Origin of the sequence: Sulfurovum sp. (assembly GCA_026990595.1) — a bacterium.
Taxonomy (GTDB): Bacteria; Campylobacterota; Campylobacteria; order Campylobacterales; family Sulfurovaceae; genus Sulfurovum.
On sequence record JALXCZ010000035.1, the window covers coordinates 38,221 to 55,628 of the forward strand.

The 17,408-nt window shown below is 39.6% G+C and carries 11 protein-coding genes; 8 read left to right on the forward strand and 3 right to left on the reverse strand.

The genetic code is table 11. The annotated features are described in order from the left end of the window. Positions 1–116: 116 nt before the first annotated feature. Positions 117–2,225: a 3-hydroxyacyl-CoA dehydrogenase NAD-binding domain-containing protein gene (locus MVE01_RS07250; RefSeq protein ID WP_472561513.1), complete on the forward strand. Its 2,109-nt coding sequence runs from the start codon at positions 117–119 to the stop codon at positions 2,223–2,225. A gap of 672 nt (positions 2,226–2,897) precedes the next feature. Here the strand turns inward: MVE01_RS07250 and MVE01_RS07255 are convergent. Together MVE01_RS07255 and MVE01_RS07260 are read right to left on the reverse strand one after the other, a co-directional pair. Further along, positions 2,898–3,032, reverse strand: a complete 135-nt coding sequence (locus MVE01_RS07255) for a hypothetical protein (protein ID WP_472561514.1) — start codon at positions 3,030–3,032, stop codon at positions 2,898–2,900. 11 nt (positions 3,033–3,043) lie between these two features. After that, positions 3,044–3,541 carry a hypothetical protein gene (locus MVE01_RS07260; RefSeq protein WP_472561515.1) on the reverse strand — a complete coding sequence of 166 codons (498 nt, stop codon included), beginning with the start codon at positions 3,539–3,541 and terminating at the stop codon, positions 3,044–3,046. A 148-nt stretch (positions 3,542–3,689) separates the two neighbouring features. Between MVE01_RS07260 and MVE01_RS07265 the strand changes: the two genes are divergently transcribed. From MVE01_RS07265 to MVE01_RS07290, 6 genes are all read left to right on the forward strand, one after another. Beyond that, entirely contained in the window at positions 3,690–6,029 is a 2,340-nt protein-coding gene (locus tag MVE01_RS07265; RefSeq protein WP_472561516.1) for an acyl-CoA dehydrogenase, read from the forward strand. Further along, entirely contained in the window at positions 6,029–8,146 is a 2,118-nt protein-coding gene (locus MVE01_RS07270; protein WP_472561517.1) for an alpha/beta fold hydrolase, read from the forward strand. The genes MVE01_RS07265 and MVE01_RS07270 overlap by 1 nt, the downstream gene beginning before the upstream one ends. A 64-nt stretch (positions 8,147–8,210) precedes the next feature. Next, positions 8,211–11,780, forward strand: coding sequence for a DNA polymerase III subunit alpha (gene dnaE, locus MVE01_RS07275; RefSeq protein ID WP_472561518.1), 3,570 nt, complete (start codon positions 8,211–8,213; stop codon positions 11,778–11,780). Positions 11,781–12,117: 337 nt separating this feature from the next. Continuing rightward, the gene (locus MVE01_RS07280) at positions 12,118–12,561 is read left to right on the forward strand and encodes a hypothetical protein (RefSeq protein WP_472561519.1); all 444 of its coding nucleotides are present in this window, start codon (positions 12,118–12,120) and stop codon (positions 12,559–12,561) included. 141 nt (positions 12,562–12,702) lie between these two features. Further along, positions 12,703–13,287 (forward strand): DUF302 domain-containing protein, encoded by a 585-nt coding sequence (locus MVE01_RS07285; protein ID WP_472561520.1) that lies wholly within the window; start codon positions 12,703–12,705, stop codon positions 13,285–13,287. Positions 13,288–13,392: 105 nt separating this feature from the next. Then, positions 13,393–14,388: a hypothetical protein gene (locus tag MVE01_RS07290; protein ID WP_472561521.1), complete on the forward strand. Its 996-nt coding sequence runs from the start codon at positions 13,393–13,395 to the stop codon at positions 14,386–14,388. Between the two features lie 219 nt (positions 14,389–14,607). On the opposite strand, the gene MVE01_RS07295 is transcribed toward MVE01_RS07290, so the two are convergent. Beyond that, positions 14,608–14,820 carry a hypothetical protein gene (locus MVE01_RS07295; RefSeq protein ID WP_472561522.1) on the reverse strand — a complete coding sequence of 71 codons (213 nt, stop codon included), beginning with the start codon at positions 14,818–14,820 and terminating at the stop codon, positions 14,608–14,610. Between the two features lie 242 nt (positions 14,821–15,062). Here MVE01_RS07295 and MVE01_RS07300 point away from each other — a divergent pair, with 242 nt between their 5' ends. Further along, a complete protein-coding gene (locus MVE01_RS07300) occupies positions 15,063–17,246 on the forward strand; it encodes an NADP-dependent isocitrate dehydrogenase (protein WP_472561523.1) in 2,184 nt (727 codons plus the stop codon). Positions 17,247–17,408 lie beyond the last annotated feature (162 nt).

The window sequence follows — 17,408 nt, forward strand, 5'->3', positions numbered from 1 at the left end:
TATAGTACATGCTTTAATGTGACTAGTCACATGAGCCAACTGCTGAAGTTGACACAGCGTCAGCGTAGCAAAATGGACTTTGTTCATTTTACGTCCTATGAAAGGTAGGTAGAGTGATGAAATATTTTAATTTGAAAAAAGATGACAGAGGTATTGCAACTTTAACGTTTGATACGCCTGATTCAAATGTCAATGTGCTCTGTTTTGACGCACTGTATGAGCTCAAACACCTGCTCAGTGAAATACAAATCCAAAAAGAGATAAAAGTACTGTTCATAGAGAGTGCCAAAGAAGATATTTTCATTGCAGGTGCGGATATAAATGAGATCAAAGCGTTTAAAGATGAGAGTATCGTTAAAGAGATGCTCTCCAAAGGTCAGGAGATATTCAATCTTTTGGAATCTCTGCCTTTTATTACGATCGCTGTCATAGACGGTGCCTGTCTTGGAGGCGGTTTGGAGCTTGCTTTGGCATGTGATTACCGTATCGCTACGAATGATGTACATACACGCATCGGACTGGTTGAAGTGAGTCTTGGGATCATCCCCGGACTTGGAGGAACACAGCGTCTCATGCCTTTGGTTGGTTTTACCAAAGCCATTGAACTCATTACTGCTTCCAAACGTCTCAAGGGGGATAAGGCATTGAAGCTCGGAGTGGTAGATGCTTCAGTACCAAGCGGATATCTGGAGTTCAAGAAAGAGGAGTTTGTCAAAGAGATCTTCTCAGGTATGCTGGACCATAAGATACAACAACGCAGAAAAGGTGTGAAGTGGTATGAGAAATTCTTGGTTGTCAGAACCTTTATTGCCCAAATGGCATGCAGGCAGATAGAGAAGAAAACGGGTGGACACTACCCTGCACCGTTAAAGGCGGTAGATGTACTTGAAGAGAGTTTTGACAAAACGCTGAATGAAGGTCTGCAGATAGAGCTTCGTGAGTTCCTTACGCTCTCTACGGGTAAAATATCGAAAAATCTCATAGAACTTTTCTTCACTTCTGAAAAACTCAAAAAAGAGACCTTCTCCAAAGCAAAATCAAAAACCATCCACACTGCCGGGGTCATAGGAGTAGGGACTATGGGATCAGGGATCGCATGGGCACTGTCTGCAAAAGATATCCCCGTAAGGCTTAAAGCAAGAAAAATGAGCAGTATTGCCAAAGCAACGGCGAAAATGATGAAAAACTTTGAAGCGCTCAAAAGAAGAGGACGACTCAGTGACAGAGAGATCGGGCTTAAAATGGACAGAGTGACCTACACAACAGGTGTTGATGGATTGTCGAATATTGATATGATGATCGAAGCGGTCAGTGAAGACCGTACTGTTAAACATAAAGTTTTTGAAGAACTTGAAGCAGTTTTGGGCAAAGATGCCATTATTGCTACAAATACCTCTTCTCTTGGCATCACTGAGTTGGTCAAAGAGATGAAGTATCCTAAACGTTTTGTGGGGATGCACTTCTTTAATCCGGTTGCAAAGATGCCGTTAGTTGAGATCATTGCTGGGGAGAAAACGAGTGGAAAAACTGTTGCAACGGTGGTGCAGCTTGCAAAAAGGCTGGGTAAAACACCCATTAAAGTAGGAGAGTGTGCAGGATTCCTGGTCAACCGCATACTTCTGCCGTACCTGAACGAATCGGCAAAAATGTTTGAAGAAGGAGAGAGTGTTGAACGTATAGATGCATTGCTGGAAGCATTCGGTATGCCTATGGGACCATTTACGCTCGCCGATGAAGTGGGTATAGACATCGGCGAAAAAGTCTCAGCTATTCTCTATGAGGCATATGCAGAGCGTATGAAACCCTCAGCACTCTTAGAGCAGATGACCGCCAAAGAGTGGCTGGGTAAAAAAACAGGTACCGGTTTTTACACCCATAAAGGCAGAAAAAAGACACTCAACTCCCAACTGGAAATGCTCAGAAGCAAAAAAGTTGAACTGAAAGAAAATACCATTCTTGACCGAGCCATACTCATTATGGTCAACGAAGCAGCCCGCTGTCTAGAAGAGGGTGTCGTAGACAATGCTCGCTACCTGGACATGGCAATGGTCATGGGTACAGGCTTCCCTGCCTTTAGAGGTGGGTTGTTACGGTATGCCGATGCCGAGGGCTTAGAGAGCATCGTCTCAAGACTGAGCACACTGGAGACAGAGTATGGTGAACGCTTTGCTCCTGCTAGCTCTTTGGTGGAGATGGCAGAAAATAATAAAAGGTTTTATCCGTAGGTCGGGGTGTCCCCACCCCGCCATTAATTTGCATAAGAGAAAAGCTTTTATTTAATATACAAGTTCTACGAAAGGGTTAAATGTATTGATGTTCAGATTATAAAAAATGTTTGACAAGGGGGATCACATACAATAATGTCTTAATAAAATATTAAGATGTAAAAATGTAAAATGTTGGAAAGGGTACACAGAAATGATAGGAAGTCCTAATTCCTATCATCTTGTGAGACTATTTTGTCTTAGTCTGTGTTTCTTTCGCTTTCTTACATTCTTTAAACTTCAACCACATTACTATGATTTTCACTATAGAGACTATAAGTGCGAGTACTGAAATAATATATTCCATAGCGTACCCTTTCATCTGAGATAACCCTGCCTATGCCTGAAGCATCATATCTGTCAAGCCCACCCACTCAATGAAAAGAAGAACACTACCCTATAACCTAAAAGGGTACGAGAGATTATAACTAGGTTTTGTATTTGAGTTAAAAAATATTGCATATTGACATATTTTGTAGGGATTTACTTTTAGTCTACCACATAGGGAAATATGCATATAGTCACAGGTTTACTATGAAAGGCTTAAAGAAGTTGGCACATAGATTAAAGGTGCGGTAGCAACCTACCCTACAGAATATTCCCACCGAGGACGGATGGGAACGAGTTATAGGATTATTTTTCTTTAATATTTTTAGGCTGTGGTTTTCTATCTATTGGTCTTTTTATTGGTTCAGCACTATTTTCAACAATTTTCCCAGTTTCTACAGGTCTAGGATTTATAGGTTTTTTACTTGATTCTTCTGCCATTTATACTCCTTTCATAGGTTGATTTCTTTTATAAAAAAGCTAATAATAATAAAAAACATGGAAATAACGGTAAATATTGTAGATAAATGCATAAGTTCTGCACGTTTAATAATAATATTTTGATTGTTGGTTACAGCAATATTTGCTGCATTAAGCATATCTAGTATAGCTTGTGAAATAGTTGATTTATTATCTTCATATGTACTCATATGTAAAATATCGGATGGAACACCATAGTATTTAGTTCTATTCGTAAGTATTGCCATCATTATTGATAATATCGCACAAAGTGAAAGTATAAAAAAGCCTATCATTGTATCTGGAAGAGGAAACTTTTTAATCAACTGAAGCATTAATCCAATCATTAAAAAGTTCATCCATAATAGAGTTTTCATATTAGATAATTGTTGAGGCATAGAACTTGTCAAAAGTATATCTAATTCTTTACATTTCGCTTCATAGTGCATTTTTAGATTGTGTTCATAATTTTTAATTTCCAAATCTTGCATATTTCCCTCTATATGTGAGTGTTAGTTGATGATATATTATATCACAAGATACAATGCAGTATCTAAACCTAAAAACTCCACACCAACCCCACACCCAAAAAGCTATCATAAACTATACATAAAATAAACAAATTTTAGGAGGCACGGTATGGGACTTTTACTCTTTATTGTGGTGGCAGTGGCTTTGGCGTATTTTGCAGCGCCTTTGTGGGCTTGGTTTGCGGCTTTGGCTCTGTTTTTACTGGGCTGTGGGGCTTCATGGCTGTGGTTTGTGCCTTTGGTAGCAGTGGGTGTTGTGTTCTTGCACAAACCTACACGAGTAAAGCTCATTACACAAAACCTCTTTAATCTCATAGAAAAAAAAGGACTCCTCCCCAAGATCTCCGATACCGAAAAGACAGCCCTTCGCGCAGGGGATGTGTGGGTAGAAGGCGAACTCTTTTCTGGGAAGCCTGACTTTGAGAAAATCTTTGCCAACCCTTACCCAGTACTGAGTCAAGAAGAACAAAACTTCATAGACAACGAGGTAAACGAAGTCTGTGCCATGACTTCTGACTGGGAAGTCTTTGAGAGTAGAGACTTGCCAAAAGAGGTGTGGAAGTACATCAAAGAGAAGAAGTTTTTTGGGATGATCATCCCTAAAGAGCAGGGTGGTCTTGGGTTCTCTGCCTATGGACATTCCTGTGTCATAGAAAAACTCGCTTCACACTCACAAGTGCTTGCCATTACCGTCATGGTACCTAACTCACTTGGTCCTGCGGAACTACTCCTGCACTATGGGACAGAGGCACAAAAAGAGCACTACCTACCTAGACTGGCAGATGGACGTGACATCCCTTGTTTTGCTCTGACTGAACCTGAAGCAGGTTCTGATGCAGGCTCGATTCAGTCTGAGGGTGTGGTGTTTAGAGATGAGGACGGAGAGATAAAGATACGTCTGAACTTTGAGAAGCGTTACATTACCCTCTCTGCCATCGCTACAGTGATAGGACTGGCTTTTGTGCTCAAAGACCCTGAAAATATCTTGGGTAAAGGCAAAGAGTGGGGAATTACCTGTGCTTTGGTGGATGCTAAGCTTAAAGGGGTAGACCAAAGCAGACGGCATGACCCTCTGAATGTGCCTTTTGTCAATGCACCGCTCATAGGTAAAGATGTCATCATCGGTATAGACGATGTCATAGGTGGAGAGTCTGGATTGGGTAACGGCTGGCGTATGCTTATGGAGTCTCTGGCTGTGGGACGTGGTATCTCACTTCCCAGTACAAGTACAGGCGGCTCTAAACTGGCAACCTATGTGGCTTCAACCTATGCAGTGGTACGCTACCAGTTTGGACTGAGCATTGCCAAGTTTGAGGGGATAGCAGAAGTGCTTGGACGTTTGGGTGCAAGTACCTATATGCTCGATGCAGCCAAGACCTTTACGCTTGGTGCTATCAACGCAGGCAAAAAGCCTGCTGTTGCCAATGCCATCATGAAGTACCAAAGTACAGAAATGTTTAGACGCAATGTAATGGATGCGATGGATATACAAGGAGGGGCAGCCATCAGTAGAGGGCCTCGTAACTTGCTTGCCCATGCGTACTTTGGTGCACCTGTTGCCATCACGGTGGAGGGAGCGAATATTATGACGAGAACACTCATTATGTTTGGGCAGGGGATGATACGTTGTCATCCCTATGCCTATGCCCAAATAGAAGCACTCGAAGCTGGAGATGTAAAAGCCTTTGATAGCTTACTTTTTTCTCATGTAGGACACGTGCTACGCAACAAGGCAAGAGCATTGGTGCTTGGCGTTACAAGAGGGTATGCACATATGCCTGTAACCTCTGGTGTGGCAGGACGCTATGAACAGAAACTTGCCTGGGAATCTGCGAAGTTCGCCTTTCTCTCTGATGTTGCTTTAGGACTCATGGGAGCAAGCTTAAAACGTAGAGAGTCAGTCTCAGGTCGTTTTGGAGATATCTTGGCACAGATGTACCTCATAACTGCAGCACTTAAACGGTATGAGCAAGAGGGTAGAAGGCAGAATGATGTCCTGTTTTTAGAAGTAGCAGTCGAAGATGCTTTTGGAAAAATAGACATCGCTTTTAGAGGGATCTTGAAAAATTTAATGCCAGGAGCGATGGGGATTCCTTTGAGAGTATGGAGTTATATGTCACGTATCAACCCTATGGGGGAAACGACAAAAGATAAAAGTTTACATCACATCGCTACGTTACTCAGTGAATATGATGAAGTACGGGAGCATATCTGTGGAAACATCTATATGGGTGAACGTGCAAGACAACTCCTCGAAGCAACCCATCAAATGCAGGCAGCCAAAGAGAGTTTGAGTAAAGAAAAAAATGAAGAAAGACTCACAGAAGGTGAGAAAAAAGAACTAGAAAAAGCGAGGGCTTTACAGCATGAAATCATCACAGTAGATAGTTTTAAACATGAGGACTATTTCCGTAAACCCAAAAAGAGAAAAGATAAAAAGGCTGAATGATGCGATTGACACTGAAATTCAGCTCTTTTCTAATCTACCTCATACGTAAATTTTCAGGTGCGAACATTACTGTTTCGGGAGAAAATATCCCTGATTCTCCTGTGCTTTTTGTCGCCAACCATTTTACACGTTTTGAGACTTTTGTCGTGCCTCATATGCTTTATGAAACTTATGGAAGAACATCACGATCTTTGGCAGATGACGGTGTATTTGTCGGGCTGTTGGGCAAGTATATGCGCTGGGTAGGAACTATTTCCAATAAAAATAAAGCCCGTGACTGTATTATCATTGAAGACCTTTTAAAAGGGCGTTCAGATTGGGTGATTTACCCTGAGGGGTATATGGTAAAAAATAAAAAAATTACCTTTGATAAGGGGGAGTTTTGTACCCACTCCCCTGAGTATGAAGGTCCTGTGCATACAGGTGCAGCTGTGATGGCACTGAAAGCAAGAATGGCACAATACAGAGCCAAGTACCATAGGAAAGATGAACTCAAACGTTTTTGTTCTTCTATGGGAGTAGATTCTACGGGGATAGACAATACTTTGGAAGTCAAAATGGTACCTATCTCCATCACCTATTATCCTATACGTCCGGGGAAAAATCGATTTTTAACATGGATAGACAGTAAAGTCCATCAACGTAATACTAGACTGTTTGAAGAACTGGAAATAGAAGTCAATCTTCTCATGGATGCGCATATGAATATACGTTTTGGTAAAGCAATCTCTTTAGATGGGTATTTAAAAGAATTTATGGCAGATGAAAAAACACTTTATGATAAGCAAAAGATTAATGAAACCATCGATAAGAAACGTAAAACTTTAACCAATGATACGATGAAAAGGGTCTATTCCCAAATGCAAATACATTTTGACCATATTTTCATTTTAAGTCTGGTTACTATGCCTACGGTGAAAGTCTGTCCTTCTTATCTGAAAACACTTATTTACAAAAACGGACGTTCCTTGAGAAATTTTGAAGATTACAATCTTCATGAAGAGCTTCAGAAAGAACTTTTCAAACTGATACTCGATGAGAACTATGAACCTTTTGTCTCAGCCATTGAACTTGCGACCAAGCAGCACATTCTCTATCAGGACAGTGACGGAGAATATTTGTTTGACAGATCACTTCTTGAAAAAGCATACCCTTTTCATAAAGTCAGAGTAAAGAATACCCTTCAGGTGATACTCAATGAGATAAAATGGCAGAAACCCATTGTTAAAATGGCAAAAGAGAACAGTCTTTACAGTGAAAAGGAGTTAAGAGAAGATAACTTTGAACATTTGAAAAAAAGTGACTGGGGGTATTATGAAACGGAGTACAGACTCTATCATGAAGACACACCCGCGAAAGAAGATAAAGGTGCACCCATTGTACTGTATGATGACAAAAATGAAACAGGTCTGGTTTTTTCCCACGGGTATATGGCAGCACCCAAAGAGATACGTACATTGGCTGAGTACCTGTTTGCCAAAGGTATCAATGTCTATGTGCCAAGACTGCGAGGGCACGGAACTGATCCACAGGCGCTTAAAAATGTCAGTGCCAAAGATTGGGAGACAGATTTTGAACGGGCATTTACGGCTATGAGACAGGTATGTACGAAAGTTTTTATAGGAGGATTCTCCACAGGCGGATTGCTTGCCCTTTTACATGCTGCACAGTACAAAGTCGATGGTGTCATCGTGATCAATTCTGCTTTGAAACTACATGATCTTCGTGTGAGTTATGTAGTACCGACACTGCAGCTCTTTAATGAAATGGTAGGGTATTTACATGCCAAAGGTATCATGGAATGGATAGACAATTCCCATACGGAACAGCCGGCTGTCAATTATCACAGGCATCCTCTCTCTTCTGTGGCACAGCTTGAAAAAGTCATGTCCAAAGTAGAACTGATCGTGAAAAATGTTACAGCTCCTATACTCATTATACAGGGGGACAATGACCCGACTGTAAAAGCAGAGAGTGCACAACTCATTTACAACAATGTAGGATCCAAAGATAAAAAACTGCTTCTTCTTCCGCGAAACAGACATAGTATTCTGGCAGATAAAGGACATGATGAGGTGTTTGCGTCCATAGAGAGATTTATACAAAATCATCTCTAAAATTTCAATCTGTTTTTACCTAAACTCTGCTATATTAAAAGCCTATTATTCGTAAAGGTAGCCTATGTCAGAAGAACCAAAGTCAACCCCGTCATTTACCCATTTACACCTTCATACGGAGTACTCTCTGCTTGATGGTGCAAACAAGATCAAAGCTTTGGCAAAGAAGGTAAAAGAGTTGGGCATGACCTCTGTAGCCATGACTGACCACGGTAATATGTTCGGGACGATCGACTTTTATAATACGATGCGAAAAGAGGGTATCAAACCTATCATAGGTATGGAAGCCTATGTGCATAACCAGGAAGAGTTGGGTGACAAGTCTGTACGTCAGCGTTTTCACCTCTGTCTGTATGCAAAGAATGAAACAGGGTATAAGAACCTAATGTATCTCAGCTCTAAAGCCTATATTGAAGGATTCTACTACTATCCGCGTATCAACTGGGACTTACTCAAAGAGAATGCAGAGGGGCTTGTCTGTTCTTCTGCCTGTCTGCAAGGTGAAATCAACTGGCACATGAACCTCAGTGATCGAAATAAAAAGTTCGGTGCAAAGGGCTATGAAGAAGCAAAACAGGTAGCACTCAAATACAAAGAAGTCTTTGGTGATGACTTTTATCTGGAACTTATGCGTCACGGGATCGGTGATCAGCACCGTATTGACAAGCAGATCATTCAACTCTCCCAAGAGACAGGCATTAAGATCATTGCAACCAATGATACGCACTACACAGTACAAAAAGATGCCGATGCTCATGAGGCATTCATGTGTATTGCGATGAACAAACTCTATGATGACCCAAACCGTTTGCGTCACTCTGTGCATGAGTTCTATGTCAAGTCACCCCAGCAGATGGCAGAACTTTTTGCGGATATTCCCGAAGCACTTGAGAATACGCAGGAGATAGCAGACAAATGTAACCTTGAGATAAAACTGGGGAATCCGACACCGCCTAACTTTAAGTTTGCCAGAGAGAGAGCGGCAGAATCCGGTATTGAACTTCCTGAACCGGATATGGAATATTCATTGGAAAACGATAGGATTCTTTTTGTAGAAGAGTCCAAAAAAGGCTTGGAAAAACGTCTTAAAATTGTCCCGGAAGAGAAGCATCAGGAGTATAGAGATAGACTAAAAGTTGAAATGGACATTATTAATTCTATGAAGTTCCCAGGTTATATGCTGATCGTTTGGGATTTTGTGGATGCAGCAAAGCAAATGGGTATTCCTGTGGGACCGGGACGTGGTTCTGCCGCAGGTTCTCTTGTGGCTTTCTCTCTTGAGATCACCGATATTGACCCGATGCCTTACGGATTGCTTTTTGAGCGTTTTTTGAACCCTGAACGTATCTCTATGCCGGATATCGATATGGACTTCTGTCAGGCACGCCGTCAGGAGATACTGGACTATGTGGTAGAGAAATACGGACGAGTGAATGTGGCACAGATCATTACTTTCGGTAAGTTGCTTGCCAAAGGGGTCATTCGTGATGTGGCACGTGTGCTTGATATGCCTTATGCCAAAGCAGATGCCATGGCAAAGCTTATTCCTGATGAGTTGGGGATAGATCTTAAAAACTCATATGCAAAAGAGCCCAAGATCAAAGAGCTGCTTGAGAGTGATCCTCAGGCAAAACGTACCTGGGAATATGCTTTGGCACTGGAAGGACTGAACCGTAATGCAGGAACGCATGCCGCAGGGGTGGTTATATCGAATGAACCGCTTTGGCAGAAGACACCGCTTTTCAAACCTTCTGGACTGGATACACTGGCAACGCAGTACAGCGGGAAATATGTAGAAGATGTTGACCTGATCAAGTTTGACTTCCTTGGGCTTAAAACATTGACGGTCATTGAAGAAGCACTGCAGCTTGTAGAGCGTCGTCACGGTAAACGGATCAACTTTGTTGAAGAGAATATTGAAGATCCTGCTGTGTATGAGTATATAGGCACAGGTGAGACACTTGGACTTTTCCAGATAGAATCGGCAGGAATGCAGGACTTGGCGAAAAAGCTCAAACCAAACGGTTTTGAAGATGTTATTGCAATGCTTGCACTCTACCGTCCCGGACCTATGGAATCAGGAATGCTTGATGATTTTGTGGAACGTAAGCATGGACGCGCAGAGATCACTTATGCGTTTCCTGAACTGGAGCCTATACTCAAGCCTACGTATGGGGTCATTGTCTATCAGGAACAGGTCATGCAGATCGTGCAGACCATCGGCGGGTTCAGCCTTGGTGGTGCTGACTTGGTGCGTAGGGCAATGGGTAAAAAGATTAAAGCTGAGATGGATAAACTTCAAGGAGAATTTGCTGACGGTGCAGTTAAAAAGGGCTTTGACAGACAAAAAGCCTTTGATCTGTTTGACCTTATTGTAAAGTTTGCCGGGTATGGTTTTAACAAATCCCACTCTGCAGCCTATGCAATGATCACTTTTTATACCTCTTATCTTAAGTATTACTATCCTACGGAATTTATGGCGGCGATCTTGACATTGGAGAAAAATAATACAGATAAGGTTGTCCGGTATGTCGATGAACTAAAACGTATGGGTATCAAACTTCTTCCACCGGATATTAATAAATCAGGACTTATGTTTGAAGCACGTAATATAGATGGTGATGAAGTTGTTATGTTCGGTATGGGTGCTGTCAAAGGGGCAGGGGATATTGCCATCAATACTATGCTGGAGGCTAGAGGCAATGAGGAGTTTAAAGACTTTTCAGACTTTGTTTCACGTATTGACTCCTCTAAAGTTAATAAAAAAGTCATTGAATCACTCATCAAAGCAGGGGCATTTGACAGTTTTGGCTATAGTCGTAAAGCGATGCTTTCTCAGATAGAAGATATCATAGAAATGGCAAAAAAAGCCGGAGATGCCAAAAAGCAGGCAGTGAATTCTCTCTGGGGTGATGATGAGGAAATGACTTCTGTAACACTGGAACTTGCAGATATGCCGGAATTTGAACCTATGGAGATATTGGAGATGGAAAAAGAGTCCTTAGGCTTTTATGTTTCAGGGCATCCTCTGGACAAATACCGTGAAACCTTGACAGGTATCAACTATACGTTAAGTTCAGAGATAGATGATCTGGCAGATGGTTCACAGGCAATGTTCATAGGGAAGATAGAGAATATTACGGAGAAGATAAGTAAGAAAGGAAACAAGTTTGGTATTGCCAATATCATGGATCTGCATGGGAATATTGAACTCATGCTCTTTGAAAACCGCCTCAAAGAGCTGGAGGAGGACTTTGACCTTACAAAACCTATAGCTTTTAAAGTCAAAATCAGTAAAGATGGTGACTTTACACGTATGAATATTTTAAAAATCTCTAACATAAAAGATGCCAAAAAAACCAAAGTCAAAGTAGAAAAAGAGGTCAAACACATCCCTGAATCTGATCAACCACCACTCATTCTTTCACTTAATCTTAGTAAAGATACAAAAATAATTAGAGATTTGAATGTTTTAATCAAAGAGTGTCATGGAAAACGACCATTGGAGTTACGTATTAAATCTAAAAATGCCGATGTCATCATAGAATCAAAACTTAAAGTGAGTGAAATGATCCTGGAAGAGGCGAAAGAGCTTGGGGTTTACCTGGAAGAGAGTCTGGCTGTCGTAGATTAGGTTTTCTATTCTATAAGACAGCAAATACTTCTCACCTTTGGAGGGAAGGTGAGGATAAGGTTTTTAGTAAAAAGGGACCGTACTTAAAACTTATATATAAAACTACTTAACATAAAGAGGGAGTAATATGGTATAACTGCCTTTTATTTATTGAGGGTAGACCCAATATCTTCCTCCCAAGATATTTCGGTTCAAATAGAAACCATTTGAACACTTAAAGTATAAACAACTTACATTACCAAAATGTTAAAGACACAAAATATTACCGCACTAAGTAAATACACATATATTTCACAGTGAAAAGTGTACACTTCATTATGACTGAATGGAGATAAGTATGAAAAGACTCTCGCTTGAAACCCTGCAAAACAAGATCATTACCTATCAAGTCATAGTCATGCTCAGTTTTGTATTCGGTGTTCTCGGTTTTATGTATAACAACTGGCGATACGAGCATAATGAAAACAATAACAATATACGTATTGCAAGTTTTCAGATACTTAAGGAACTCTCCACGTTGGAGCAGATCATCTATGCCAACCATTATGACCATGACAGCATTAAAGGCAGCCCCCGTGACGGTTGGGTAAAAGTAGGGCTCATCGGTGATCTCTCTTTGTTCATTTCACCTGAATGCGAAGAGGCTTCAAAGGAGCTTACCATGCTTTGGAAAAAGAGTTGGCATAAGATACATACAGATGATAAGATCACAAATAGACTGATAGAAAAAATAGATAAGGTAAAAAGTGTTACACGGAATGTCTTAAAGATCCTGTATTGAGTAAGAGAATAGCTATAAATTAAAATTATATATTTTATAATCATAAGTTAATCTTAATATTAATCTTAATTTTAACTTAGAATAATATAATTAGAGTAATAAACAGTAACGTAGTTACAAATAAATATATGAAGGAAAAAAATGAAATTCTTAAAAACGATTTTAGCATTAATTGGAGCAGTGGTCATTGCCGCTATGATCTTGATAGGTGTAAAGTATGGCGGTATGCTTAAGCAGTTTGACCCTGAGGCAATAGGTGCTTTTTCGAATATGGCAAAACTAGTACTCGAGACCGGAGATCCGGCAAAAGGGATGATCCTCAAGAAAAAAATGGTTATTCCTGAAGGGATGACAAAACAAGAGGCAATAGATAATGCGATCGAAGTGATGGATGAAGTTGCCAGTCAACATGGTTTAGCTATGGTAGATCATAAGGTGATGCCTAGAAAAACAGGTATCTATACACAGATCCGTTCCTATTGTTCTCCTACTATCGCAGATGTATTTTTAACCTATTCTGCAGAGTATGTCGGATTTATGCCTTGTAGAATAGGAATTATTGAAGAGCCTAACGGTGATATATATCTGTATACTATGAATTTGGATCTTATGATACACGGTGGTAAAAAACTACCGCCAAAGCTACGTGAACTTGCAATGGAAGTCAATGCGGGTATGATGGGTATGTTTGAATCTGGAGCCGCAGGTGAAGAGTTGGAAGAATAGATAAAGATATTCATACATCCTTTAAACATAAATATTAATTATATATTTTATTAAGATTAATCAGTTAGAATATAATTACTATTATTAATGTTTAAAGGATTTGTTATGAAATTAAACAGGTTTATATTAGCAATTGTATTCATGATCGGGGTTATATTTGCCTCAGAATTAAATATAGAAGAAAGTATCTCTGAAAAAGTATCTCTTCAGGATGAAAATAAACATCTTAAAGAGAAAATAAAAAAACTTGAAGTACAACTGCAAAGATTTACTCAGGTAAAACCTGTAGTAAGTTCTGCCGTACTTCCTCTCCAGTCAGCAAGAGAAAAAAAGACAGTAAGGGGAGCAAAATTTGTTCTGAGTACTACTGCTCCAAAAATATTAACTGCCTATTATGTAGCTGATTATCAAACGGTAGATAAAGTAAAAAAGAAACTAGAAACAAATGGTTTTTTACTTCTTTCTGTCAATGAAATACTTCCCCATAAAACAGTACTGACTTTTACGAATGCTGAACTTCAAAAAACCAACAGTTTTTTGTCAGCTTTACACTTATTGGTAAATGATAATAGTGAAATACGTGTACAGAACCCATCTTATTTTGGAGCAGCTTTTCTTCAGGATAAATACAAATATGGTCAATTTAAAGAAACACTTTTGAATTTAAAGACAGTCTTGGGAGAGATGTATGAATCAGAAGATAAATTTGAATTCGATGAGCTTGCAGATTACAACTTTATGTTTGGTATGCCGGATAAGAATGATATGATCACTGTAGCCAAAGGCAATAGTCTTCTTAGTAGACTTAGGGAAGAGAATGCAACACAATATATAGCCTATTCTCTGCAACTTTCTAACGGAACAACACTTGTAGGACATAAACTTCAGCATAAGACATATGCATATCTAAAAACAATAAAAGAAGAACATAATGTACAACTCTTTCCTTATGAGGTGATTATTAGGGAAAATAAAGCAGTGATGCTGCATCCCAAATATTATCTGGCACTCTCTCTTCCTTTGTTAAGTATGACAGATTTTATGAAAATCGCATCTGCACCTGCTGAGATAGTAAAAGATATAGAAAAAGCATATAAATAAGAAGATTCTAAAAGTATCTCTCTCCTTTGGAGTTAGGAGGAGAGAGATGGTGGGTTCTGGGAATAAAGATATATTAACTTGGGGACAAGATATATCTTATTTTTTAAAATGATATGTAGTTATTCTAACTATTTGAAGGAAGGGGATCATATTTCCCAAAACCCGAAATTGTTACTATATAAATAAGGACGTCAGTATAGGAACGTCTTAGTTATGAATTTATTTTTCTTCAGCAGTACCTCCTTCTGGTCGGGTTTCTTCAGTTGAAGCATTTTTATCTTCTTCAGACCCTGCTTCAGCTGCTTTGTCATTTGCAGCATCCAGAGCTACCTGAGTAACGGTAAACTCAGCAGTTACCGGTTCCTGATTTGCCTGTATGCCCAAGGTACTCATGAACATTATAGTAATAAATAACATAAGATTTTTTGTCATTTTTTATCCTTTTTCGTGTGAGATATTTGGAGAATCTCTTTTTGTCTCAAATATGAACAAAATGTCACAGTTGAACAGTCAAATTGTAATTCATTTCTATTACCGCATTATTACCTTGGAGAAATTTGTGTAATAAAGAAACAAATAATAAAGATAACTTTTTGGTAACATGTACTTTAAATAGCTTAACGCTAAAAAAGTGTTACACTTTTATCACTAATCAATCAAATTAAGGAAAATATATGTCAAAACTACCAAAGATCATATGGTCAAAAATTGATGAAGCGCCGGCACTGGCAACCTATTCATTGTTACCAATCGTAAATGCCTTTACAGGGGCAGCAGGTGTTACTGTAGAAACTTCAGATATTTCATTGGCAGGAAGAGTACTTGCTGCAATGGGTCTTGCAGAAGACAATCTTGCAGAACTCGGAAATGTGGTCCAGCAACCGGATGGAAACATTATTAAACTTCCAAATATTTCAGCTTCTATCGGTCAGCTTAAAGAGTGTATCTCTGAGCTTCAAGAACAGGGATATGATATTCCTGATTTTCCTGAGAATCCTGAAACAGAAGAAGAAAAGGCTGTCAGAGCTAAATATAACCCTTGTTTAGGTTCGGCGGTAAACCCGGTGCTAAGAGAAGGAAACTCAGACAGACGTGCAGCCAAAGCAGTTAAAAGATTTGCACAAAACCATCCACACAGACTTAAAGCATTTGAAGAGAACTCAAAAGCGTATGTTGCCCACATGAATGGTGATGGTGATTTTTATGCGAATGAAAAATCAGTAACTATGGATAAAGCACAAAAAGTGACGATTGCACTTAATGGTAAAGAGTTAAAAACTATTGATGCTCTTGAGGGTGAAGTTTTGGATGGTACATTTATGTCTATTAAAAAACTGAGAGCATTTATCCAAAAAACAATTGATGAGGCAAAAGCAAATAATGTTTTATGGTCTATTCACCTTAAAGCGACCATGATGAAAGTTTCTGACCCAATTATGTTTGGTCATGCTTTTGAGGTATTCTTTCAGGAGGTATTTACAAAATATGCAGACCTGTTTGCAGAGCTTGGGGTAAATGCCAGATTGGGAATGTCTGATTTAGAGAAAAAAATAGCAGGTCATGAAAAAGAAGCAGAGATCAAAGCTGCATTCCAAGCTGTTGTTGACAGTGATAGTCCAAAAATTGCAATGGTTGACTCAGACAAAGGTCAGACGAACTTCAATGCTTCCAATGATGTGATCATTGATGCTTCTATGCCTGTAGTGATTCGTGAAGGTGGTAAGCAGTGGGATAGAAATGGTAATGCTGTTGAATGTGTAGCTGTGATTCCTGATGCCTCTTATGGTCTTTTTTATGAAGAGATGGTTAACGATTGTGTAAAGCATGGTCAGTACGATGTTGCAACTATGGGTTCTGTTGCCAATGTTGGGCTTATGGCTCAAAAAGCAGAGGAATATGGTTCTCATCCAACAACATTTGAAATGGCAGAAGATGGAAAAGTAACCGTTACAGCAGAAGATGGAACAGAGCTTATGAGCTTCAATGTTGAAAAAGGTGACATTTGGAGAATGAGTAGAGCCAAAGACATTCCTATTAAAGACTGGGTAAGACTTGCTGTTGAGAGAGCGAGTATTGAAAAAGTACCTACAATCTTCTGGCTAGATTCTAAAAGAGCACATGATTCTGAAATGATTAAAAAAGTAAACAAATATCTTGCAGATCATGATACAGATGGTTTAGATATTCAAATTATGGATGTGGCAGCAGCAACAAGATTTACAAATGCAAGAGTAAGAGAAGGGAAAAACACTATCTCTGTGACAGGTAACGTATTAAGAGACTACCTCACAGATATGTATCCTATTCTGGAGCTTGGAACATCAGCAAAAATGCTTTCAATCGTTCCGTTGTTGGCAGGTGGTGGTCTTTATGAAACTGGTGCTGGCGGGTCTGCCCCAAAACATGTTGACCAATTTCTAAAAGAAGGTCACTTGAGATGGGATTCACTTGGTGAATTCTTGGCATTGGCTGAATCCCTAAGATTTATCGGTCAAAAACACTCAGATGAGAAACTCCAAGCGCTTACAGAGGCACTTGACGAGGCAAATGACGGATACCTTGATAACAATAAGGCCCCATCTAGAAAATGTTGTGAACCAGATAACAAAGCCTCTCATTTTTATGTAGCACAATACTGGGCAGAGGCACTTGCAAATGGAAAGAATACAGCGTTAGCGGAAAGGTTTGCCCCTGTAGCAAAAGCACTTCAGGAGAATGAAGACAAGATTATTGAAGAGCTTCTTGCGGTAGAGGGTAAAGCACAAGATATAGGTGGCTATTATCATCCTGATGATGCAAAAGCAGAAGCTGCGATGAGACCATCAGCTACACTTAATGCTATAATAGACGCGATATAGTCAGTCTAAACACTTCACACGGGGCATTTTGCCTTGTGTATCACTTCTTTGCATCTAGTGTAAAAAGATGCACATAGAACGGTTGTTGCCTTATTGGCTGCAAAGCATAATTGATAACTGACATTATGATTTATGTTTTGCTTTTGAAGTGTTCTATGATAC

What these genes read in the sequence shown, in the direction of transcription:
- MVE01_RS07265 (WP_472561516.1), top strand. Translation starts at nt 3,690, where the DNA reads ATGGGACTTTTACTCTTTATTGTGGTGGCAGTGGCTTTGGCGTATTTT.
- MVE01_RS07280 (WP_472561519.1), top strand. Translation starts at nt 12,118, where the DNA reads ATGAAAAGACTCTCGCTTGAAACCCTGCAAAACAAGATCATTACCTAT.
- dnaE (WP_472561518.1), top strand. Translation starts at nt 8,211, where the DNA reads ATGTCAGAAGAACCAAAGTCAACCCCGTCATTTACCCATTTACACCTT.
- MVE01_RS07295 (WP_472561522.1), bottom strand. Translation starts at nt 14,820, where the DNA reads ATGACAAAAAATCTTATGTTATTTATTACTATAATGTTCATGAGTACC.
- MVE01_RS07285 (WP_472561520.1), top strand. Translation starts at nt 12,703, where the DNA reads ATGAAATTCTTAAAAACGATTTTAGCATTAATTGGAGCAGTGGTCATT.
- MVE01_RS07270 (WP_472561517.1), top strand. Translation starts at nt 6,029, where the DNA reads ATGCGATTGACACTGAAATTCAGCTCTTTTCTAATCTACCTCATACGT.
- MVE01_RS07300 (WP_472561523.1), top strand. Translation starts at nt 15,063, where the DNA reads ATGTCAAAACTACCAAAGATCATATGGTCAAAAATTGATGAAGCGCCG.
- MVE01_RS07255 (WP_472561514.1), bottom strand. Translation starts at nt 3,032, where the DNA reads ATGGCAGAAGAATCAAGTAAAAAACCTATAAATCCTAGACCTGTAGAA.
- MVE01_RS07250 (WP_472561513.1), top strand. Translation starts at nt 117, where the DNA reads ATGAAATATTTTAATTTGAAAAAAGATGACAGAGGTATTGCAACTTTA.
- MVE01_RS07290 (WP_472561521.1), top strand. Translation starts at nt 13,393, where the DNA reads ATGAAATTAAACAGGTTTATATTAGCAATTGTATTCATGATCGGGGTT.
- MVE01_RS07260 (WP_472561515.1), bottom strand. Translation starts at nt 3,541, where the DNA reads ATGCAAGATTTGGAAATTAAAAATTATGAACACAATCTAAAAATGCAC.